Origin of the sequence: Streptomyces sp. WM6386 (assembly GCF_000972385.1) — a bacterium.
In the GTDB taxonomy this organism is placed as follows: domain Bacteria; phylum Actinomycetota; class Actinomycetes; order Streptomycetales; family Streptomycetaceae; genus Streptomyces.
Map to the genome: position 1 here is coordinate 24,853 of NZ_JXTE01000036.1, position 20,703 is coordinate 45,555.

Below are 20,703 nucleotides of genomic sequence, written 5' to 3' on the forward strand. Positions count from 1 at the left end.
TCGAACGGCCGGTACGGTGGCGGATTCCGGCCGGATCGCCGGTCGACGGTACGTGGCGGAAAACCGCCGCGCAGAGGGCGGAATCCCGCCAGAAGCGGTGGGTTTTCGAGTGCGGAGCGCGGCCGGGTGCGGCGCGTGGGAAGGCAGTGGTTCGGTGTGAAGCCGTGCGAGCTGCGGTTCGGACTGCTGGGGCCGCCGGTTCTCTACGACGCCGGCGCGACCCGGGTGGTGGGCAGCCCCAAGGTGCGGACGCTGCTGGCCGCGCTGCTTCTCGAGGCCGGCCGTACCGTCTCGGTCGACTCCCTCAAGGACGCGCTGTGGGGCGGGGCGCCGCCCGCCTCCGCCCACGCCTCGCTGCACAACCACGTCACCAGGCTGCGACGGCTGCTCGACGACCCCGAGCGGCTGCGGGCCGTACCGCCCGGCTATCTGCTCCGGGTCGAGCAGGGTGAGCTGGACGTCCATGTCTTCGACACCCACGTCGCCGAGGCGCGCGCCGCGCACGCGGGGCGGGACTGGGCACGGACGGTGCGCGCGTGCACCGAGGGGCTCGCGCTGTGGCGGGGCTCGCCGCTCAGCGGTCTCCCGGCCGAGCTGGGCGGATACGCCTTCGCGCAGCGGCTGCGGGAGGCGCGGCTGCTGCTTCTGGAGTGGCGCTACGATGCCGAGCTCGCCGTCGGTGACCGGCTCGACGGTCTGGTCCTGGAACTGACGTCCCTGGCCGCCGAACATCCGCTGCGCGAGGCCTTCCACCGTCAGCTGATGCTGGCCCTCCATCGGACCGGGCGGCAGGCGGAGGCGCTGGCCGTCCACCGGGATCTGCGGACGCGGCTGGTCGAGGAGCTCGGCGTGGAGCCGGGGGCGGCGGTGCGGGAGGCGCATGTCGAGGTGTTGCGGGAGGCGACGGGAGCGTCCGCCGGGGGTGAGGGGAGTGGCGGGGGCGGAGGCGAGGGTGCGTCTGGTGCGGCCGGGGGTGCGTCGGTCGTCGGTGCGGCCGACGGGGCCGAGGACACCGGGGCCGGGCCCGGAGCGGCCGACGCCGAGCCCGGAGCCGTCGACGCCGAGCCCGGGGGGATGCCCACAGGCCCACCCCGTCCTGCCCAACTCCCTCCGCCGCCAGCCCACTTCACCGGCCGTGCAACCGTCCTCGACGCCGTACGCCGAACCCTGTCCGACGCGCCCACCGCCGTCGCCGTCATCAGCGGCATGGCCGGTGTGGGCAAGAGCGCCCTCGCCCTGCACGTCGCCCATGGCCTGCGGGAACGCTTCCCCGACGGCCAGCTGTACGTCAACCTGCACGGCGCCACCCCCGGCATGACCCCCCTCACGCCGTCCCAGGCGCTCACCGCGCTCCTGCGCGACCTGGGCGCCGACCCCCGCTCCATCCCCGAACACCCGGACGCGGCGGCCGCGTTGCTGCGCTCCCTGCTCGCGCCGACGCGCACGCTCATGGTGCTGGACGACGCCGCGACCGCCGCGCAGGTACGGCAGTTGCTGCCGGCCGGAACCGGCTGCGCGGTGATCGTCACCAGCCGCTCCCCGCTGACCACCCTCGACGGCGCCCGCCGTTTCCCGCTCGCCCCGCTGTCGGCGGAGGACAGCGCGGCGCTGCTGCGGACGATGTCCGGCCGCGACGGCGACGGCACCGGCGGCGAGGACGGCGATCGCATCGAAGCCGGCCATCCCCTGGTCGAACTCACCGGTCGCCTCCCGCTCGCCCTGCGCATCGTCGCCGCCCGCCTGGCCGCGCGCCGCGCCCTCACCCCCGATGTGCTGGCCGACCAACTGGCCGCCACGGAGGACAGGTTGCGGCACCTGGAGTACGACGACCTGTCCGTACGCCGCTCCCTGGCCGTCGCCCACGACGCGCTCGCCGCCTCCGGCCGCCGCACCGACCGCGACGCCGCCCTCGCGCTGCGCCGGCTCGGCGCCCTCGACCTGCCCACGTACGGCGCACCCCTCATCGCCCGGCTCCTCGGCACCGAGACCAGCCGTGCGGAGGCCGCGCTCGACCGCCTCGTCGACGTGGCGCTCCTGGACGAGACGGCGTACGGCCGCTACACCCCCCACGACCTGGTGCGCGACTTCGCCCGCGAACTGGCGGACACCCGGCACGCCCCGGACGTCGCCCGCACCGCGGTGCGCTGGTACACGGCCGTCGTCGAGCGCACCCTCACCGCGATCGTCGAGCCCGGCCTCGACCAGGACGACCGGCGCCGCCCCACCGCAGCGCAGCCGCCCGAGCACACGGCGCACGTGCTGTCGGTGCCGGCCTTCGCCTCCTCCGAAGAGGCCTTCGCCTGGGCCACGTCGGAGCTGGAGAACATCGTCGCCCTGGTCGAGCGGTACGCGGACGCCCCCGACGACCGCACCGCCGCCCATGTCGCCACCCTCCTGCGGCTCTTCGTCCCCTACCTCCAACGCGGCGGCCGCGTCTCCGAGATGGAGGTGCTCGGACAGGCCGCGCTCCGGCTGGCGCGGCGGTTCGGGGACGAGGTCGCCGAGGCGTACGCGCTGATCGACCTCGCCGGGCTGTACTTCCTCACCGGCCGGCACGTCGAGTCCCTCGCCCGCACCGACGACTCCCTCGCGCTCTGGCGGCGACTCGGCGTCCTCTCCAGGATCCGGCGCTGCCTCGGCAACCGGGGCCTGCTGCTGGAGAACCTCGGCCGGTACGAGGAGTCCGGTCAGGCGTTGCGCCAGAGCCTGGAGCTGTCACGGCAGCTGGACGACCCCTGGGGCGAGGCCGTGACCTACGGCCACCTCGGCAATCTGTACGAGCACACCGACCCTCGCGCCGCCATCGAGCAGCACCGGCGCTCGCTCGCCATCGGCGCCGAGATCGGCAACGTCATCGTGCAGCACTCCGCGCACTGCAACATCGGCTACGCCCATCTCACCCTGGGTGAACCGGCGGCCGCCGTACCGCACTTCGAGGAGAGCCGGCGCATCCTCGGCGGCCAGGGGGACTGGCACGGTGAGTCCCAGTCCCGGCTCGGTCTGGTGCGCGCGCTGCGGCTGCTGGGCCTCATGGACCGGGCCGAGAGCGAGTGCGCCGAGCTGCTGAGCCGTGCTGACGCCCGCGCCGACGGCTATGTGGGCGGTCTCGCCCGCCACCAGTACGGGCTGGTGCTGCGGGAGCGGGGGCGCGTCGAGGAAGCGTGCGCGCAGTGGCGTACGGCCCTCGCCGCGCTGGACGGGACGGACAGGAAGGCGGTCGTGGACGAGCTGCGCGAACTGCTCGGCGACGGCTGATCATTCGGCGTCCGCACCGCGGACCGGTCACTTGGCGTCGGCATAGCACTGCACCACCGACGTGGAGAACGGGAACCGCACCGGCGTCTGCCCGAACGTCAGCCGCGCCGCCAGTTCCGCCGACTCCCGGATCGCCGCCACGACCGTCTCCGTCTCCTCCTCGGGACAGTGCACGATCACCTCGTCGTGCTGGAAGAAGACCAGCTCGGCCGCCATGTCCGCACAGGTCTGCCGCAGCGCGGCGAGCAGCAGCAGGGTCCAGTCGGCGGCGCTGCCCTGGACGACGAAGTTACGGGCGAAGCGGCCTCGGGCGCGGGCGTTGCGGGAGGCGTACCCCGGCACCCAGCCGTCGTCGGCGGGGGTCTCGGGCGCGTCCTCCTGCGGGATGCCGGCCTCCTCGGCGGCGTCGCCCGCGCCCGCCGCCGGTGGGCAGGTCCGTCCCAGCCAGGTCCGCACGAGCCGCCCCTCCTCGCCCGCGCGGGCCGCGTCGTCGACGTACGCCACCGCCCTGGGGAAGCGGCGTCTGAGCGCGGCGAGGTTCTTGAGGCCGTCGCCGGAGGTCTGGCCGTAGACCGCGCCGAGGACGGCGAGCTTGGCCTGGTCGCGGTCGCCGGAGAAGGCGCGGTCGGAGACGGACTGGTAGAGGTCACTCTCCCGGCCCGCCACCTCCATCAGCCCGGGGTCACGGGAGATCGCGGCGAGCACTCGCGGCTCCATCTGGTCGGCGTCGGCGACGACGAGCCGCCAGCCCGGGTCGGCGACGACGGCCCGACGGATGACCTTGGGGATCTGCAGCGCGCCCCCGCCGTTGGTGACCCAGCGGCCGGTGACCGTGCCGTGGCACAGGAACTCCGGCCGGAACCGCCCCTCGCGCACCCAGTCCTGGAGCCAGGACCAGCCGTGGGCGACCCAGATCCGGTACAGCTTCTTGTACTCGATCAGGGGCTTCACGGCCGGGTGGTCGATCGACTCGAGCTCCCAGCGGCGGGTGGAGTTCACCTTGATGCCGGCCTGCGCGAACGCCTTGACGACATCGGCGGGCAGGTCGGGCCGGACCCGGCGTCCGAAGGCCGCGGACACCTCGTCGGCGAGTTCGGCGAGGCGCCGGGGCTCACCGCCGCCGGCGTATCGCTCGCCGAGCATCTCGTGCAGCACCTGCCGGTGGACGTCGGCGCTCCACGGCAGCCCCGCGCGGTTCATCTCGGCGGCCACCAGCATCCCGGCCGACTCGGCGGTGATCAGCAGCCGCATCCGGTCGGGATGGGCGGTGGCGTCCTGGCGGCGCTGCTGGTCGGCGTACACCTCCAGGAGGTCGGTGAGCGGCAGATGGACGGCCTGCGGCTCGAAGAGGGAGGACTGCGAGCCGGGTTCGGCCGATCGCAGCGGAGGGTCGGGCGGGACGGGGCCGCCGCGCAGCCGGGCCAGGGCGGCGGCGGCCGAGCGGGGCTCGCCGTACCTCCCCGCGTGGCCCAGCAGCAGGGTCTCGGCGTCCTCGATGTCGTAGCACCGCTCGACCCGCACGCCCGCGGCGAGCAGCCGCGGATACACCTCGGCCGTGGACCGCCACACCCACCGCGCCACCTCGGGCCGCCCCCGCACGGCCCTCGCGAGATCCCCCTCCCGCCGCACCGGCCCGGCGGGCAGCCCGTCGGCCCCGAGGGGGGCGATCTCCACGCCGCCGTCCTCGGCCGGAGCGAGAGCCCAGCGATCGGTCATGGTGCCGAGTCTGGCAGGAGGGTCTGACAACGCCCCGTCGCTCGTCGGCCGCCACCCACGGGCGGGGGTCAGGCCTGTTTGGGCTGGATCTTCGCCAGCGCCGTCGTCACGTTCTCCTCCGTCGCCATCTTCGTGATGCCCAGGTCCGACAGCACGCCCTCGCCGTTCTCGAACTCCAGCAGGGCCAGCAGGATGTGTTCGGTGCCGACGTAGTTGTGGCCCAGGCGGAGGGCCTCGCGGAAGGTGAGTTCCAGGACCTTCTTGGCGTCCGAGCCGTAGGGGACGAGCTCCGGGGCCTCCTCGACAGCCGGTGGCAGTGCGGCGGTGGCGGCCTGGCGTACGACGTCGAGGAGGACGCCCTGTGCGGTGATCGCCTTGGCGGCCAGGGCGCCCGGTTCGGCCAGCAGGCCGAGGACCAGGTGTTCGGGGCGGCCCTCGGCGTTGCGGGCGGCGACGGCCTCGTTGTGTGCGGCCATCACCGTGTTGCGGGCACGCGTCGTGAAGCGGCTGAAGTCCTGGCCGGCGCTGGGCTCGGCGCCCTCCTTCGGCACGAACCTCTTCTGCGCGGCCTGCCGCGTGACGCCCATGCTCCTGCCGATGTCCGTCCAGGAGGCGCCCGAGCGGCGGGCCTGGTCCACGAAGTGGCCGATCAGATGGTCGGCCACGTCACCGAGGTGGTCGGCTGCGATCACCGCGTCCTCGAGCTGGTCGAGCGGCTGGTCGTGGACCTTCTTGATGGCGGCGATGAGGTCGTCGAGGCGTACGGATGACGTGATGTTGGGGTTCGTCGTCATGCGTCAACCGTAGGTTGACAGGCGCGGAGCGTCAACCTGTGGTTGACGCTCCGCGCCCTCCACGCGTGCGTGCCCCTACTTCGGCGACGCGGCCACCAATCGCACCGCCAGTCCCGTGAACACCGTCCCGCTGAAGATGTTGAGCCCCCGTGCCACCCGGCGGCTGCGCCGCAGCAGCGCGGAGAGCTTCCCGGAGAGCAGCCCGATCGAACCGTCCACCGTGAAGCCCATGACCGTGATCGTGAGCCCGAGGACCAGGAACTGCTCCCACACGTGCCCCATCTCGGGCGCCACGAACTGGGGCAGGAACGCCACGTTGAAGAGGATCACCTTGGGGTTGAGGAGGTTGGTCACGGCCCCCTGCCAGAACGCCCGCCGCATCCCCGGCCCGGTCACGGTCCCCTCGCCGATCGGCGAGCGGTCCCGGAACGCCTTCACCGCGAGGTACAGCAGATAGGCCGCGCCCGCCCAGCGCAGCACGTGGTACAGCGCCGGCAGGGCCAGGAACAGCGCCGAGAGTCCGAGCGCCGCGGCCACCGTGTGCACGAACATCGCACAGGCCACCCCGAACGCCGCCATCACCCCCGCCGCGGGGCCACCACGTCCGCCCATCGCCACGATGAACATCATGTCGGGGCCGGGAGTCACACAGAGCGCGAAAGCGGCCACGAGGAAGGCCGCGTAGAGAGACATGTCCACCATGCGGCCATGCTCGAAGCCCGCACGGGCGGCGGCACCCGAATTTCGGGGAGTGAGACGATCGCCCCGTGACCAGCAGCAGCGCCACCGGCACCGTCGACCGCGCCTTCGAGGCAGCCCTCTACACGGCCGCCGACTCCGCCCTCGACACGGCCGCCTCCCTCCTCGCCGCCGACAGGACGGCCGACGCCGAACTCGACCGCCGGGGCCGGGAGTTCGTGGCGGCGGCCTGGCGGCGGGGCTGGCAGCCCGCCGACGTCGTACGGATCGTGCGGCGGGAGCTGGACGACGTACACGTATGTCTGGCATCGGCGCTGATCCACGCGCAGGCGCCCGACGACCGCGCGCGCGGCCCCCGCTGGCGGGCCCAGCTCGACGAGCTGACGGCCGACGCCCCGCCACAGGACCGTTTCTCCCGCGCCACCGCGGTCCTGGAGCTGTACCGTCTGCTGCTCCGCCTTCCAGCCCTGGAGTCCCTCGACGAGCCGGCCGGCCGCACAGCGCACCCCGAGTCCCGCATGCTCACCCGCATCCGCGCGCTGCTCGCGAAGGCGGAGGGGACGGACTACCCGGAGGAGGCGGAGGCGCTCAGCGCCAAGGCGCAGGAGCTGATGGCCCGGCACAGTGTCGACGAGGCGCTCCTGGACGCGCAGGCGCCCACCCACGACACCCCCGGCGCCTGCCGGATCGGGGTCGAACCGCCGTACGAGCAGGCCAAGGCGGTGCTGCTGGACGCGGTGGCGACGGCGAACCACTGCCGGGCGGTGTGGAACGAACCGCTCGCCTTCTCCACGGTCGTCGGCTTCGAACCCGACCTGGAGGTGGTGGAGCTGCTCTACACCTCCCTGCTCGTCCAGGCCACGACGGCGATGACCAGGGCGGAGGCGACCCAGCGGGCGGGCGGCCGGAAGCGGACCAAGACCTTCCGGCAGTCCTTCCTCGCGGCCTACGCCCACCGCGTGGGAGTCCGCCTGCGTGCCGCGGCCGAGAACCAGGTGAGCGAGGACCTGCTCCCGGTGCTCGCCACCCGCGAGGTCGCGGTCACCGGCCGCCTCGATCAGATGTTCCCGGAGACGACCACGACCCGGCTGCGCGGTGTCAGCGACGAGGCGGGCTGGGTCGAGGGCTCGGACGCGGCGGACCGTGCGCAGGTGAGGTCCCGACGGCCACTCGGCTAGTCGCCGGACGTCTGGAACCCGCTCACCGAGGCGTCCGGGGTCTTCCCGTCGCTCTTCACCGCGACATCGCCGTACGACCACTTGAAGTCGTACGTCTCGGAGGAGCCGGGCAGGCTGAACTTCCCCTCCGACACGGCGAGGCTCTTGCTGCCGCCCGCCTCGCCCATGACGTAGGTGAGCGTGAAGGAGGTCGCGGCGCCCTTCGTGAGGGTCGTCTTCGTGGCCTTGGCGGACGGGTCCGGCTCGACGGCGACCGTGCCGAGGGTGACGGAGGGCAGGCCGTCGAGGGTGCACTTGGCGCCGCTGTCGTTGGTGATCGTGACGGGCACGTTGCCGGTGTCCCCGACGGCGGGGGCGGCGTTGGCGGGCCCGACCTGCACCGTCATCGCGCCGATCGCGCAGGCGGTGACGCCCTTGGGGCTGCTCGTGGCGGCCTTGTCCTTGGTGTCCCCGTCGTCGGAGCAGGCGGTCAGCGTCAGGGCCGCGGTGAGGACGGCGGCGGCGAGGGGAAGGGCGCGCATGAGGGGTCCTTGAGTGCTCAGGTGCTGCGTGAAGGCGTGCATGGATCATCACGCACGAAGCGGGGAATCCGTGACGAGGATCAGCCCAGGCTCGCCGTCGGCAGCCCGGAGGGCAGCTGGCCGCCCTCCGACTTCGTGTACGTCTCCGTGCCCAGACCGCCGTCCCACGTCACCTTGAGGCCGGTCCTGCTCACGGAGTCGACCATTCCGGTCTGTCGGTCCTTGCTGCCGTCCGTGCACTTGAGGCGGATCATCTGCATGCCGTCCTCCTCGCCCGCGGTCCCGCTGCAGATGGTCCCGCCGGTCGCGAAGAGCCCGGCCTCCGTGCCGTTGACCATCAGCACCACGGCCTTGCCCTTGGTGGTGGCGAGCCAGCTGCCCGCGAGTTCGTCCGAGGCGGAGGCGGAGGCCGACGAGGAATCCGACCCGCCGGTCCCGCCTCCCGTGTCCGCGGTCGCCGTCGGCGACGCACCGGTGCTCGGCGTCGACTTGTCGTCGGAGCCGCCGTCCCCGCTGCACGCGGTCAGCGCGAGTACGCCCGCCAGGGTCGCGGCGGCCGCCGCGACCCGCACCCGCCGGTGTGACGTGGTGCGCGAGAAGATCGCCGAAGTCACTGGAGGCTCCTAGCTGTAGCGGTCGACGCAACGACCGCAGCAAGCTACCAGGAGGACTTGCGGACCCCCGGAAGGTACCCGGCGTGCGCCTGCTCCCGTAGGCCGACGCGAGAGAGGCCGAAGGCGCGGTAGTAGCCGCGAGGCCGCCCGTCCACCTGGTCCCGGTTGCGTACGCGCGTGGCGCTGGCGTCCCGTGGCTGGCGGTTCAACTCCTGCTGTGCGGCGATCCGTTCGGCATCCGTGGAGGACGGGCGCCGGATGATCTCCTTCAGCTCGGCGCGGCGCTCGGCGTACCGGGCGACGATCTCCTGCCGCTTCTCGTTCTTCGCGATCTTGCTCTTCTTCGCCATGCCGGTTCCTCCCTCAGACCCGCACCCCGCGCGCGCGGATCCGCGCCACGGCTGCCTCGATACCGATCGTGTCGACGGTCTTGATCCCCTTCGTGCTCAGCCGCAGCCGGACGTTGCGGCCCTCGCTGGGCAGCCAGTAGCGCTTGGACTGGATGTTGGGGTCGAAGCGGCGCGAAGTGCGCCGGTGGGAGTGGGAGATGCGGTTGCCGAAGCCGGGCTGGGCGCCGGTCAGCATGCAGTGGGCGGACACGGGTGATGCACCTCTCTCGAAGCGGTTGTGTAAATGGAATTCATTTTCAGTAAGGTACCAGCATGGCTCGCAACGAACTCCGCCCGGTCATCAAGCTCCGGTCCACGGCGGGGACCGGCTTCACCTACGTCACCCGCAAGAACCGCCGCAACGACCCGGACCGTATGACGCTCCGCAAGTACGACCCGGTCGCCCGCCGCCACGTCGACTTCCGAGAGGAGCGCTGACCACCGCCATGCGCAACGGAATCCACCCCTCCTACGGCCCGGTCGTCTTCCGGGACCGTGCCGCGGACTACACCTTCCTGACCCGCTCGACGATGACGAGCGAGAAGACGATCGAGTGGGAGGACGGCCACACCTACCCGGTCGTCGACGTCGAGATCTCGAACGTCAGCCACCCCTTCTACACCGGCACCGCGCGCGTGCTGGACACCGCCGGACGCGTGGAGCGCTTCGAGCGCCGGTACGGGAAGAACGGCTGATGCTCTCCGTCGTGATCGTCGGCGGGCTGCACGCCGACGCCCGCAAGGCGGCCGTCGAGCGGCTGCTCGCCGACGTGCCGGGCAGCGTCGTCCTCCACCACGACCTGGCTACGGCCGCGGCGGGCACGGTCGTACGGACCATCCGTGACGCCTCCGGGATCCTCGCCGCGGGGGAGGCGCCCCTGGTCAACGACTGCGCGTGCTGTGCGCTGCGCGAGGACCTGGTGCCGGAGCTGCGCCGGCTGGCCGACGACGGTCTCACGCGGCTCGCGGTCGTCGAGCTGTGGGACTCGGTGGAGCCCAAGGCCATGGCCGAGGTCGTCACGGCCGGCGGGCTCACCGTCACCGGCGTCATCACCGCCGTCGACCCGGCGCTGGTCCTGCCGTACCTGGGCAACGGCGACGACCTCGCCGAACGCGGCCTCGCCGCTGCCGCCACCGACCAGCGCACGGTCGCCGACACCTTCGCCCGCCAGCTGGAGTACGCCCCCGTCCTCGCCGTGGCCGACTCGGAGGCGGCCGACGACGAGGACCGCGAGCTGCTCGCGCAACTGCATCCGACGGCCCGCCAGGTCCCGATCGGCCACGCCGGCCCGGGCGTAGAGCCCGGTGTGCGAGCCGATGCGCAGGCCTGCGCACGCTCGCCGTTGGCGGCGGCCGCCCTCGCCGGCTTCGACGTGGAGGCCGCGGCCGCCGCCCAGCACCCCGCCTGTGCCCTCCTTCCCGCCGAGGCGGATGCCCACGGTGTCTCCACGCTGGTCTGGCACCGGTACCGCCCCTTCCATCCGGAGCGGCTGTACGAGGCGCTGGAGGACATCACCTGTGCGGCCGCCCGCAGCCGTGGCCGGTTCTGGCTGGCCGACAAGCCGGACGTGCTGCTGCACTGGGACGCGGCCGGCGGAGCGCTGTGCGTGGAGAGCGCGGGCCCCTGGCTCGCCTCCCTGCCGGACGCCGCCTGGGAGATGGTCCCGCCGGTGCGCCGGGCCGCCGCGGCGATGGACTGGCACCCCGAGCACGGCGACTGCTGCCAGCACCTGGTGTTCACGTCGCCCGCCCTCGACCGCGACGGCCTCGAACGGCTGCTGGAGCACTGCCTGCTCACCGACACCGAGTACGCCGCGGGCCGCGACGCCTGGAAGCGGTTGCCGCCCGCCTTCGACACCCTCCTGGAGGTCTGACCCGCATGCCCCGCAAGCCCGAGCGCAAGCCCGCCAAGAACCGTCCCAACCCGCTGGACCAGGCGAAGATCACATACATCGACTACAAGGACACCGATCTGCTGCGGAAGTTCATCTCCGACCGCGGCAAGATCCGCAGCCGCCGGGTCACCCGCGTCACGTCCCAGCAGCAGCGCCGGCTGGCCCGCGCCATCAAGAACGCCCGGGAGATGGCACTGTTGCCGTACGGCAACCGCTGATCGCCCGCCCCTTCCGAGGCCCCGGCGTGGACACGGTCCATGCCGGGGCCGAACTTTGCCTCCGCACGATTTGGGTGAAGCTTGGAACACAACAGGCGCGGTACGCGTCTATTCCTCATGCACGAGGGGGTTCGGCCCAGATGCCGAGGTGCCGGGGGAACGTATCCGGCGCCCCGTACGTCACATCTGTAACCACAGGACCACCCCGCGTGCACGTGCATCTGCTCATGCATCTGCACGTGAACAGAGCTATGATCCGGACCAGTTGACCACTGCATCAATGGCCCTGAAGCCACCGCACCACCGGGGAGCGACCTGTGGACCACGACGTGTACAACGACGTGTACAACGGCATGGCAGCCACGGAGCTGAACGGGGTGGCCTGGCAGAAGAGCCGGCACAGCAACTCGCAGGGTTCCTGCGTGGAGTTCGCACGCCTCCCCGACGGAGGCGTGGCCATGCGCAACTCCCGGTTCCCCGACGGTCCGGCGCTCGTCTACACGCGCGCCGAGATAGAGGCGATGCTGCTCGGGGTGAAGGACGGCGAGTTCGACCACCTCGTAGTGGGCTGACGTTCGGGGGTCGGCGCCCCGTCACAGCGCGCAGGACTCAGGGCGATCGACGCCTCACGCCCCGTGACGCGCGTAGAACCGTGGCGTCGAAAAACGCCGTGGTGCCTCACTCGGCGGACTGCAGGCGGAACAGTGCCCAGACGACCTTGCCGTTGAGCGTGCCCGCGAGCGGATGCCAACCCCAGCCGTCCGCGAAGGAGTCGACGAGGAACAGGCCCCGCCCGGACTCCGCCGAGAAGTCGTCCGAGTCGCGCGCGACCGGACTGTCGTGGCTGGGATCGCGCACCGCGCACACCAGTCGCTCCGTCCAGCGCATCAGATGCAGTCGCACGGGCGGAACGTGTTCGGCTGTGTGTCCGTTGCTCGTCGGCAGACCGTGACGCAGGGCGTTGGTGACCAGTTCGGAGACGACCAGACAGACGTCGTCGAAGCGGTCGCCTATGTCCCACTGGTCGAGCGTTCTGCGGGTGAACTGCCGCGCCTCGCGCACCGCTTCGTAGCGGGCGGGCAGAGCACAGGAGGCGGCGTTGGACACGGCCGCGGGATCCAGCGGCGGAAGGCCCTGCCGTAACGGCTCGAGCATGGTCGATCCATTCGTCCCCATGCGAGGCACTCCCGGAGGTTCGCGGTCGTTGCGATGCAGCGGTTGCGCGGGACCATGGTTTCGGATGAGGAGTGCAGATGCAAGGTGCAGATGCACGTGCACATGACCGAATTGGACGTTCCCGTACCGCTTGTTGGGCATTTTTTCCGCCAACTTCCTTGCTTCTCTTGCCTTCTCCTCACGTCCTGCTGTGTGGAATCTTTGGCTTCTTTCCATCTCTGTAATCGGACGAGTACAGCTCGAAGTGTTTTAGTGGCAGACTTCGGCTCCTGAAGACGGCTGGGGAGGCTGGCGAACGTGAGCGCGGGAGAGCCCGGATCGGTGGTGCGGCGGATGCTGCTCGGCTCGCAACTCAGGCGACTGCGTGAGGCGCGCGGAATCACCCGCGAGGCCGCGGGCTACTCCATCCGTGCCTCGGAGTCGAAGATCAGCCGGATGGAGTTGGGCCGGGTGAGCTTCAAGACGAGGGACGTCGAGGATCTGCTGACGTTGTACGGCATCACGGACGAGCAGGAGCGCGCCTCACTTCTCTCCCTCGCACGCGAGGCCAACGTCGCGGGCTGGTGGCACAGTTACTCCGACGTCCTGCCGAGCTGGTTCCCCACCTATGTCGGCCTGGAGGGCGCGGCCACCCTGATCCGGGTGTACGAGGTGCAGTTCGTGCACGGCCTGCTGCAGACCGAGGCCTACGCCCGCGCGGTGGTGCGGCGCGGCATGAAGGGTGCGAGCGAGGCCGACGTGGAGAAGCGGGTCGCGCTGCGCCTGGAGCGGCAGAAGTACCTCGCCGAAGCGGGCGGCCCCGAGTTCCACATCGTCCTGGACGAGGCGGCGCTGCGCCGGCCCTACGGCGACCGCGAGGTGATGCGGGGTCAGCTTCAGCATCTGATCGAGGTCTCCACGCGTCCCAATGTGCGGCTGCAGGTCATGCCGTTCGGCTTCGGCGGTCACTCCGGCGAGTCCGGTGCCTTCACCCTCCTCAGCTTCCCCGAGTCCGACCTCTCGGACGTGGTCTATCTGGAGCAGCTCACCAGCGCCCTGTACCTGGACAAGCGCGAGGACGTCGCCCAGTACGAGAAGGCACTCAAGGAGCTCCAACAGGACAGCCCAGGACCGGACGAGAGCCGGGACCTTCTACGAGGTCTCCTCCAACTCTCCTGAGATCTCGCCGACTCTCCTGGGGTTTTCCCCAGAACATCGCTCTGCGTCCCCAACTCGCTTGTCGCACAAGTACGATGACGCGTGATCAGACCGTGACGTCGATCGCGCGTCGCGTGTGTCTGCTAGCGATTTGGGGATCACATGTCGTCGTACTTCACTGATCTGGCCCAGCAGTACATCGACGGTGAGTGGCGCCCGGGCACCGGCTCCTGGGACATCATCGACTTCAACCCGTACGACGGGGAGAAGCTGGCGTCGATCACCATAGCCACGGTCGACGAGGTCGACGAGGCGTACCAGGCGGCCGCCCGCGCCCAGAAGGAGTGGGCCGAGACCAACCCCTACACCCGTCGCGGGGTCTTCGAGAAGGCCCTCGGCCTGATCAACGAGCGCGAGCAGGAGATCACCGACGTGATCATCGCCGAGCTCGGCGGCACGCGCGTCAAGGCCGGCTTCGAGCTCCACCTCGCCAAGGAGTTCCTGCGCGAGGCGATCCACCTGTCGCTGCGCCCCGAGGGCCGCATCATCCCGTCGCCGATCGACGGCAAGGAGAACCGCGTCTACCGGGTGCCGGTAGGTGTGGTGGGCGTGATCAGCCCCTTCAACTTCCCGTTCCTGCTGTCGATCAAGTCGGTGGCCCCGGCGCTGGCGCTCGGCAACGGCGTCGTACTGAAGCCGCACCAGAACACCCCGATCACCGGCGGCACCCTGATCGCGAAGATCTTCGAGGACGCCGGCCTGCCCAAGGGCCTCCTCAACGTCGTCGTCACCGACATCGCGGAGATCGGCGACGCCTTCATCGAGCACCCCGTCCCGAAGGTCATCTCCTTCACCGGCTCCGACAAGGTCGGCCGCCACGTCGCCACCGTCACCGCCTCGCACTTCAAGCGCTCGGTCCTCGAACTCGGCGGCAACAGCGCCATCGTGGTGCTCGACGACGCCGACATCGACTACGCCGTCGACGCCGCGGTCTTCAGCCGGTACGTCCATCAGGGCCAGGTCTGCATGGCCGCCAACCGTGTGATCGTGGACCGCTCGATCGCCGACGAGTTCACCGAGAAGTTCGTCGCCAAGGTCAAGGGCCTCAAGGTGGGCGACCCGCGCGACCCGGAGACGGTGATCGGCCCGGTCATCAACTCCTCCCAGGCGGACGCCCTCACGAGCACCGTCGAGCAGGCGATAGCCGAGGGCGCGACGGCCCTGGTGCGCGGCGAGACGACCGACAACCTGGTCTCGCCGTCGGTCCTCACCGACATCCCGGCCGGCTCCGCCCTCCTTCACCAGGAGGTCTTCGGCCCGGTCGCCTTCCTCATCCCGGTCGACGGCGAGGAGGAGGCGGTCCGCGTCGTCAACGACACCCCGTACGGTCTCAGCGGCGCCGTCCACACCGCGAGCATCGAGCGCGGCGTCAACTTCGCCAAGCGCATCGACACCGGCATGTTCCACGTCAACGACGGCACCGTCCACGACGAGCCGATCGTCCCCTTCGGCGGCGAGAAGAGCTCCGGCGTCGGCCGCCTCAACGGCGAGACGATGCTGGACGCGTTCACCACGCTGAAGTGGATCTCGGTGCAGCACGGGCGGAGCAGGTTCCCCTTCTGACGAGCGGCCACCGAACGGACTACCGGGTCGGCGACCCGAGCCCTGCGAGGCAGGATCGCCGGCTTCGCCTTTCCTCCAGCCGGCGCGGCGTCCGAGGACAAGGGCTGCTGTCCCGATCCCGCCTGCCCGTGTCCTTCAGCCGGTCCGGCGTCCGGGGACGACGGTTGGCTGTCCCGACCCCCGCCCACCCGCGTCTCTCAGCCCTTCCGGCGTCCGCTGGACGAGGGCCTGCCGTCCCGATCCCCCGCCCGCCCGTGTCTTTCAGCCCGTCCGGCGTTCGAGGACGAGGCCCTTCGGGCCGATGGGGGTCCAGGGGGCGGAGCCCCCTGGGAGCGGGGTCGAAGGGGCGGCAGCCCCTGGAGGACGGGACGGGTAGGGGCGGCGGGGGCGAGAACAGCCCGGCCCGGCGTCAGGCAGCGACGCGGACGACGACGTACACGAAGAGCGCACCCAGCGTCAGACCGCCCGGCACACCCGCCACCCGGAGCACCGTGTCGCGGAACGGCGACCTCAACCGCCCGCGCAACACCGCGAGCGCACCGCCGGTCAGCACGGTGAGGCCCCACAGGGTGACGGCCGACCAGCCGGAGACCGCGGCGGGACCGACCGTTTCCACTTGCCCCCCGGCGAGCACCCGGACCGACGTAGGCCTCCCCAACCGCAGCCGCGTGCCGACGGTGGCGTACCGCAAGGGCCGGTGCGCGACGACCAGGTTCCCACCACAGGCGACGTAAGCGTTCTTGCCGGTTCCGGCCACACCACAGCTCGTCGCCGTGAAGACGGCCCGTTGCCCCACGAGGCCGAGAGCCCCCGCGAGCATGTAGCCGCCCCCGAGGAACGGCAGCAGACCGAGGACCACGACGAAGAAGACCGCGGTGAGCCTCCGGACCCAAGGAGAGCGCGGACGCGCAAGGCGGGCAGGTCCCGGCACCGCCCCCTGGTGCGGCTTCTTCCTTCGCAGGCGCCGTCTCTTCCTCGACCCCTTGCCCACCGCACCCTCCCGTGACCGTGACCGTCCGCCGCGATGATCCTCCTCGGACGGACGGGGACCGCGGGCGCGAGCGGAGAGGCTCTCGGCAGATCCTTACCGAGCGCCGCACGCCGTACGCGACGCCTTCTCCATTGAGGACAGAACCTGACCGCAAGGGTCCGTAACTTCGTAGGTGTCAGGCAGAGCCAGCTGACCCCGACGAAAGACGAAAGGCGGCCGGTCATGGTCACTCACGTACGAGCCGAGGCCCACGGCGACGAGCGCGGCGCACTGCTCTCCTTCCTCGCCGAACAGCGCGGCGGCATCCGCCGGGCCCTGCTCGGACTGACCGACGCACAGGCGTCCGGCAGGCCCAGCGCGAGCGAACTGTCCCTGGCCGGCCTGCTCAAGCACGTCGCCGAGGTCGAACAGGGCTGGGTCGCACGGGCCAAGGGCGAGGCGCCGGCGGTGAAGCGGGACGAGTCGAACTGGCACGAGTGCTTCCTGCTGGTCGACGGCGAGACCGTGGAGCAGCAGCTGACGTACTGGGAGAAGGTCGCCGACGAGACGGAGGCGTTCGTCCGCGCCGTGCCCAGCCTCGACGACACCTTTCCGCTGCCGAACGACCCCTGGTTCCCGCCGGACGAGTCGGTCTCCATGCGCTGGCTGGTGCTGCACCTGATCCGCGAGACGGCACGCCACGCGGGCCACGCCGACATCATCCGCGAGTCCCTCGACGGGAAGACGGCCTTCGAGCTGGTGGGACTGGCGCGGAGCTGAGGTCATAACCTGGACCGCATGTCGACGATCCGTCTCCTCGTGCTGGCCGCGGTGCGCCAGCACGGGCGGACCCACGGGTACCAGGTGCGCAACGACCTGGAGTACTGGGGCGCACACGAGTGGTCCAACGCCAAGCCCGGCTCGATCTACCACGCCCTGAAGCAGATGGCCAAGCAGGGACTCCTGCACGCGCATGAGATCGCGCCGTCCACCGCGGGCGGACCGCCGCGTACGGAGTACGAGATCACCGAGGCCGGCACGGAGGAGTACCTCGGTCTGGTGCGCGAGGCGCTGACCTCGTACGACCAGAAGATGGACATGAAGTCGGCGGCCATCGGCTGCATGGTCGACCTCCCGCGCGCCGAGGCGGTGGCCCTCCTCAAGGAGCGCACCCGGAGGATCGAGGAGTGGCGCTCGGCCGTCACCGAGCACTACATCCCGGAAGAGGGCCCGGGGCAGCTCGGTCATATCGGCGAGATCATGAACCTCTGGGTGCACACGGCCGACGCGGAGGCCGAGTGGACCCAGGGGCTGATCTCCCGGATCGAGGACGGCGCCTACACCTTCGCGGGGGAGGGCGAGCCGTTCGTCGGCGTCCTCGCCGAGGACCAGGAGAACCCGTACGCGACGGGGCAGCGGCATCCGGAGGACGTCCGCTAATCAAGTTTGACCAATCGGTCACCGGGTATTACCTTCGAGCTGGTAGTCAAGTTTGACTAGCGAAGGAGTCCCAGTGGCCGACGCGGCGATCACCGTCGAAGGGGCACGCAAGAAGTACGGCGGCACCACCACCGCAAAGAACGCACTGGACGGCCTCGACCTGGAGGTCGGGCGAGGCACGGTGCACGGAGTGCTCGGGCCGAACGGCGCGGGCAAGACGACCCTGGTCCGCATCCTGTCCACCCTGCTCCGGCCGGACGCGGGCCGTATCGTCGTGGCCGGCCACGACGTCGTACGGCAGGCGCACGAGGTGCGCTGCCGCATCGGCCTGCTCGGCCAGCACGCGGCGCTCGACGAGGAACTCGGCGGCCGGCAGAACCTGGAGATGTTCGGCCGTCTCTACCACCTGGGCGCCCGCCGGGCACGCGCGCGTGCCGACGAGCTCCTGGAACGCTTCGACCTGGTCGGCACCGGCCGCAAACCGGTCCGCGCCTACAGCGGAGGCATGCGCCGCCGCCTGGACCTCGCGGCCTCCCTGATCACCGAGCCGGAGGTGCTCTTCCTGGACGAACCCACCACCGGCCTCGACCCGCGCGGCCGCGCCGAGGTGTGGTCCGCGGTCCGCACCCTCGTCGGCGGCGGTACGACGGTCCTGCTGACCACGCAGTACCTGGACGAGGCCGACCAGCTCGCCGACCGCATCTCGGTCGTCGACGCCGGCCGGGTGATCGCCGACGGTACGCCGGACGAGCTGAAGGCCCTGACGGGCGGCGACCGCATCGACGTAGTACTGCGCGACGAGGGCCAACTGGGCGCGGCGGTTGCCCTGTTGCCGCTGCGCGGGGCGGGCGTCTCGGTCGACCCCGACCGCCGGCTGCTCAGCGCCCCGGTCACCGACCGGATGGCGGCGCTCTCCGGGGTCGTACAGGCGCTGGAGGAGGCCGGGATCGAGGCGGAGGACGTGGCCTTGCGGCGGCCGACGCTGGACGAGGTGTTCCTGCACCTCACGGACGGGGACCGACGAGCGAAGGAGGCCGCATGAGTACGTACGCGCTGACCGATTCCTGGACCATGACCCGGCGGGAACTCGCCCACTGGGCACGGCAGCCGGTGCGGGTCCTGGTCGGGCTGGTCTTCCCCGTGATGCTGCTGCTGATGTTCGCGTATCTGGTCGGCGGCGGCCGGGGCGTGAGCGGTGACTACGTCGACTACCTGGTCCCCGGCATGCTCGCGCTCACCATGGCCTTCGGCCTGGAGGGCACGATGCTCTCCGTCACCCAGGACCTCAACAAGGGCGTCATCGACCGGTTTCGCGCGATGCCCATGGCCAACGGGGCGGTGCTGGTGGGGCGTTCGGTGGCCGACATGCTCCAGTCGGCGCTGGGCCTGGCGGTGATGATCGGCGTCGCCTGCGCGCTCGGCTGGCGGGCGCACGGCGGGGTGTCCGGGTTCCTCGGCGCCGTCGGCCTCCTGCTGCTGTTCCGCTTCGCCATGCTCTGGATCGGCATCCACCTGGCGATGGTCGCGGGCAAGCCGGAGATGGTGCAGGCCGTGCAGATCCTGGTCTGGCCGGTGGGCTTCCTGTCCAACGCCTTCGCCACGCCCGAGTCCATGCCGGGCTGGCTGGGGACGGTCGTGGAGTGGAACCCGATGTCCCAGACGGCCACGGCGGTACGGGAGTTGTTCGGCGGACCGGGCGGCGAGCCGGGGCATGTGTGGGCGGCCGTGGTGTGGCCGGTGGCGCTGGTGGCGGTGTTCTTTCCGCTGGCGGTACGGCGGTTCGGGGCGCTGAGCACGTAGTCCGGGCTGTCGGCGGGCCGCCCGGAAAGTCGTCGTGAGGAAGTGGGAACCCCGGCGCGGCGAGCGGTGTACCAGAGATGTCGGTGCATCGCGGAGCGGGATCGGGGGACGGCATGGAGTGGGTCAGGGGAAGGGCGGCGGTCGTGGCGGCCGTCGTGCTGGGCTTGCTGGCCGTCATGACGGCGTGTGCGCGGACGGACTCGGACGGGCGGGTCTCCGCTTCTCAGGCAGCGGTGCCCGCCCGCATCCCGTCGGGGACCGAACTGCCCGGAGGCGCGGTCGATGTCGGGTTCGCCGCGGACGGCAGCGGGTTCGCGCTGCTCGCGGAGTGCGGGAAGGCCCGGTGCGTGCAGAGGGTCGCCGTGCTGGAGAAGGGAGCCGGGGCCTGGAGGCTGGGGACCTCGCCGCTACCGGATGTGACGGGCGACCTCGGCATCACCGCCGGACTCGTCGTCCTCGGACCCGGCCGCGCGCTGATCACCGAGGGCAAGTGGCCACCGCCGGAGCGCACGTGGTTCACCGGCGACGCAGGGGGCAGCTGGCGAGAGGCGACCACCGAACCGACGGGCACCACGACGACGGTCCCCGAGGGCGGGGTCCTGGTCGAGAACTGCTCACGGCCCGACGAGGAGGGCAACGGATGCGCCCGGTCCCGTCTGGCGGCGGTGATGCCCGCCACGGGGGAGTACCGGATTCTGGCCGACCAGCCTCCGCTGAAGGGGGTCGTGATCCCGGCGGGTCACCTCGGTGCCCGGCTCTTCACCTACGGCCTCGACCGGCGCTCCGGCAATCCCGCACTCGCCGTCAGCGAGGACCGTGGCAGGAGCTGGCGTACGTCCGCGATGCCCGCCGGGCCGAAGGGCTGGAGCATGACCGTGGTGAGCGACGGCTCGGCGCTCTACGCCGCCCATCACGGCCAGCTGCTCGACGAGGACGACGTGAAGAACGGCCTGCTCGCGATCGACCGCAGCACCGACGGCGGTCACACCTGGGAGCAGGTCTGGAAGCACCGCAAGGGAGCCGAGCCCCGCTCGATCCTCGGTGCCCCGATCGCCGCCGCCGACGGCAGCCTCACGATCCACGGCGAGGACGGCGTCTGGCGCAGTACCGATGACGGCCGTTCCTTCAGCCGCTCCGGAGGCCGGGGACCGCAGGGCTGGGTGACCACGACCCCGCTCGGCTATCTGTGGGGCGACAGCTTCGGCGCCGGGAGGTACCGCATATCCGCCGACGGGGCCCACTGGACGACCTTCGAGCTGGGCGACGGAACCTGACCGGC

Annotated in this window: 23 protein-coding genes; 14 read left to right on the forward strand and 9 right to left on the reverse strand. The window is 71.4% G+C overall.

The annotated features are described in order from the left end of the window. Window positions 1-135 precede the first annotated feature (135 nt). Window positions 136-3,255: an AfsR/SARP family transcriptional regulator gene (locus tag TN53_RS22225; RefSeq protein WP_234441671.1), complete on the forward strand. Its 3,120-nt coding sequence runs from the start codon at window positions 136-138 to the stop codon at window positions 3,253-3,255. Between the two features lie 27 nt (window positions 3,256-3,282). Here the strand turns inward: TN53_RS22225 and TN53_RS22230 are convergent, their stop codons facing one another. From TN53_RS22230 to TN53_RS22240, 3 genes are all read right to left on the reverse strand, one after another. Then, the gene (locus TN53_RS22230) at window positions 3,283-4,971 is read right to left on the reverse strand and encodes a bifunctional 3'-5' exonuclease/DNA polymerase (RefSeq protein ID WP_046260344.1); all 1,689 of its coding nucleotides are present in this window, start codon (window positions 4,969-4,971) and stop codon (window positions 3,283-3,285) included. A 68-nt stretch (window positions 4,972-5,039) separates the two neighbouring features. Further along, the gene (locus TN53_RS22235; RefSeq protein WP_046260345.1) at window positions 5,040-5,765 is read right to left on the reverse strand and encodes a Clp protease N-terminal domain-containing protein; all 726 of its coding nucleotides are present in this window, start codon (window positions 5,763-5,765) and stop codon (window positions 5,040-5,042) included. Between the two features lie 75 nt (window positions 5,766-5,840). Continuing rightward, the gene (locus tag TN53_RS22240; RefSeq protein WP_046260346.1) at window positions 5,841-6,467 is read right to left on the reverse strand and encodes a LysE family translocator; all 627 of its coding nucleotides are present in this window, start codon (window positions 6,465-6,467) and stop codon (window positions 5,841-5,843) included. A gap of 65 nt (window positions 6,468-6,532) precedes the next feature. On the opposite strand from TN53_RS22240, the gene TN53_RS22245 reads away from it, so the two are divergent. Then, window positions 6,533-7,642, forward strand: a complete 1,110-nt coding sequence (locus TN53_RS22245) for a DUF2786 domain-containing protein (RefSeq protein ID WP_046260347.1) — start codon at window positions 6,533-6,535, stop codon at window positions 7,640-7,642. Here TN53_RS22245 and TN53_RS22250 read toward each other — a convergent pair. The 4 genes from TN53_RS22250 to rpmB form a co-directional block, all read right to left on the reverse strand. Beyond that, the gene (locus TN53_RS22250; RefSeq protein ID WP_046260348.1) at window positions 7,639-8,163 is read right to left on the reverse strand and encodes a DUF4232 domain-containing protein; all 525 of its coding nucleotides are present in this window, start codon (window positions 8,161-8,163) and stop codon (window positions 7,639-7,641) included. The genes TN53_RS22245 and TN53_RS22250 overlap by 4 nt on opposite strands. A gap of 80 nt (window positions 8,164-8,243) precedes the next feature. Then, window positions 8,244-8,777, reverse strand: a complete 534-nt coding sequence (locus tag TN53_RS22255) for a hypothetical protein (protein WP_046260349.1) — start codon at window positions 8,775-8,777, stop codon at window positions 8,244-8,246. A 44-nt stretch (window positions 8,778-8,821) separates the two neighbouring features. After that, window positions 8,822-9,127, reverse strand: coding sequence for a 30S ribosomal protein S14 (gene rpsN / locus TN53_RS22260; RefSeq protein ID WP_046260350.1), 306 nt, complete (start codon window positions 9,125-9,127; stop codon window positions 8,822-8,824). A gap of 13 nt (window positions 9,128-9,140) precedes the next feature. Next, entirely contained in the window at window positions 9,141-9,377 is a 237-nt protein-coding gene (gene rpmB / locus TN53_RS22265; RefSeq protein ID WP_046260351.1) for a 50S ribosomal protein L28, read from the reverse strand. A 62-nt stretch (window positions 9,378-9,439) separates the two neighbouring features. On the opposite strand from rpmB, the gene rpmG reads away from it, so the two are divergent. The 5 genes from rpmG to TN53_RS22290 all read left to right on the forward strand — a co-directional run bounded on the left by rpmG (window position 9,440) and on the right by TN53_RS22290 (window position 11,850). Next, window positions 9,440-9,604: a 50S ribosomal protein L33 gene (rpmG, locus tag TN53_RS22270; RefSeq protein WP_046260352.1), complete on the forward strand. Its 165-nt coding sequence runs from the start codon at window positions 9,440-9,442 to the stop codon at window positions 9,602-9,604. 8 nt (window positions 9,605-9,612) lie between these two features. Further along, a complete protein-coding gene (locus TN53_RS22275) occupies window positions 9,613-9,861 on the forward strand; it encodes a type B 50S ribosomal protein L31 (protein ID WP_046260353.1) in 249 nt (82 codons plus the stop codon). Next, window positions 9,861-11,039, forward strand: coding sequence for a CobW family GTP-binding protein (locus tag TN53_RS22280; RefSeq protein ID WP_046260354.1), 1,179 nt, complete (start codon window positions 9,861-9,863; stop codon window positions 11,037-11,039). Before TN53_RS22275 ends, TN53_RS22280 begins: the two co-directional genes overlap by 1 nt. Before the next feature lie 5 nt (window positions 11,040-11,044). Continuing rightward, on the forward strand, window positions 11,045-11,278 hold the full coding sequence (gene rpsR, locus TN53_RS22285; protein WP_046260355.1) for a 30S ribosomal protein S18: 234 nt from the start codon (window positions 11,045-11,047) through the stop codon (window positions 11,276-11,278). Window positions 11,279-11,595: 317 nt separating this feature from the next. Then, the gene (locus tag TN53_RS22290) at window positions 11,596-11,850 is read left to right on the forward strand and encodes a DUF397 domain-containing protein (RefSeq protein WP_046260356.1); all 255 of its coding nucleotides are present in this window, start codon (window positions 11,596-11,598) and stop codon (window positions 11,848-11,850) included. 106 nt (window positions 11,851-11,956) lie between these two features. Here TN53_RS22290 and TN53_RS22295 read toward each other — a convergent pair whose 3' ends face one another. Continuing rightward, on the reverse strand, window positions 11,957-12,454 hold the full coding sequence (locus TN53_RS22295; protein ID WP_095046647.1) for an ATP-binding protein: 498 nt from the start codon (window positions 12,452-12,454) through the stop codon (window positions 11,957-11,959). Between the two features lie 333 nt (window positions 12,455-12,787). On the opposite strand from TN53_RS22295, the gene TN53_RS22300 reads away from it, so the two are divergent. After that, window positions 12,788-13,612 (forward strand): helix-turn-helix domain-containing protein, encoded by an 825-nt coding sequence (locus TN53_RS22300; RefSeq protein WP_046260358.1) that lies wholly within the window; start codon window positions 12,788-12,790, stop codon window positions 13,610-13,612. Between the two features lie 141 nt (window positions 13,613-13,753). After that, window positions 13,754-15,214, forward strand: coding sequence for an aldehyde dehydrogenase family protein (locus TN53_RS22305; RefSeq protein WP_046260359.1), 1,461 nt, complete (start codon window positions 13,754-13,756; stop codon window positions 15,212-15,214). Window positions 15,215-15,623: 409 nt separating this feature from the next. Here TN53_RS22305 and TN53_RS22310 read toward each other — a convergent pair whose 3' ends face one another. Continuing rightward, window positions 15,624-16,145, reverse strand: coding sequence for a hypothetical protein (locus TN53_RS22310; RefSeq protein ID WP_159038170.1), 522 nt, complete (start codon window positions 16,143-16,145; stop codon window positions 15,624-15,626). A gap of 282 nt (window positions 16,146-16,427) precedes the next feature. On the opposite strand from TN53_RS22310, the gene TN53_RS22315 reads away from it, so the two are divergent. The 5 genes from TN53_RS22315 (at window position 16,428) to TN53_RS22335 (ending at window position 20,698) form a co-directional block, all read left to right on the forward strand. Next, window positions 16,428-16,964, forward strand: coding sequence for a DinB family protein (locus tag TN53_RS22315; protein WP_046260361.1), 537 nt, complete (start codon window positions 16,428-16,430; stop codon window positions 16,962-16,964). 18 nt (window positions 16,965-16,982) lie between these two features. Beyond that, window positions 16,983-17,624 (forward strand): PadR family transcriptional regulator, encoded by a 642-nt coding sequence (locus tag TN53_RS22320; protein WP_046260362.1) that lies wholly within the window; start codon window positions 16,983-16,985, stop codon window positions 17,622-17,624. Between the two features lie 73 nt (window positions 17,625-17,697). Then, entirely contained in the window at window positions 17,698-18,666 is a 969-nt protein-coding gene (locus TN53_RS22325; RefSeq protein ID WP_046260363.1) for a daunorubicin resistance protein DrrA family ABC transporter ATP-binding protein, read from the forward strand. After that, entirely contained in the window at window positions 18,663-19,424 is a 762-nt protein-coding gene (locus TN53_RS22330) for an ABC transporter permease (RefSeq protein WP_046260364.1), read from the forward strand. The genes TN53_RS22325 and TN53_RS22330 overlap by 4 nt, the downstream gene beginning before the upstream one ends. 77 nt (window positions 19,425-19,501) lie before the next feature. Next, window positions 19,502-20,698, forward strand: a complete 1,197-nt coding sequence (locus TN53_RS22335; protein WP_159038171.1) for a WD40/YVTN/BNR-like repeat-containing protein — start codon at window positions 19,502-19,504, stop codon at window positions 20,696-20,698. The last annotated feature ends 5 nt before the right edge of the window (window positions 20,699-20,703 follow it).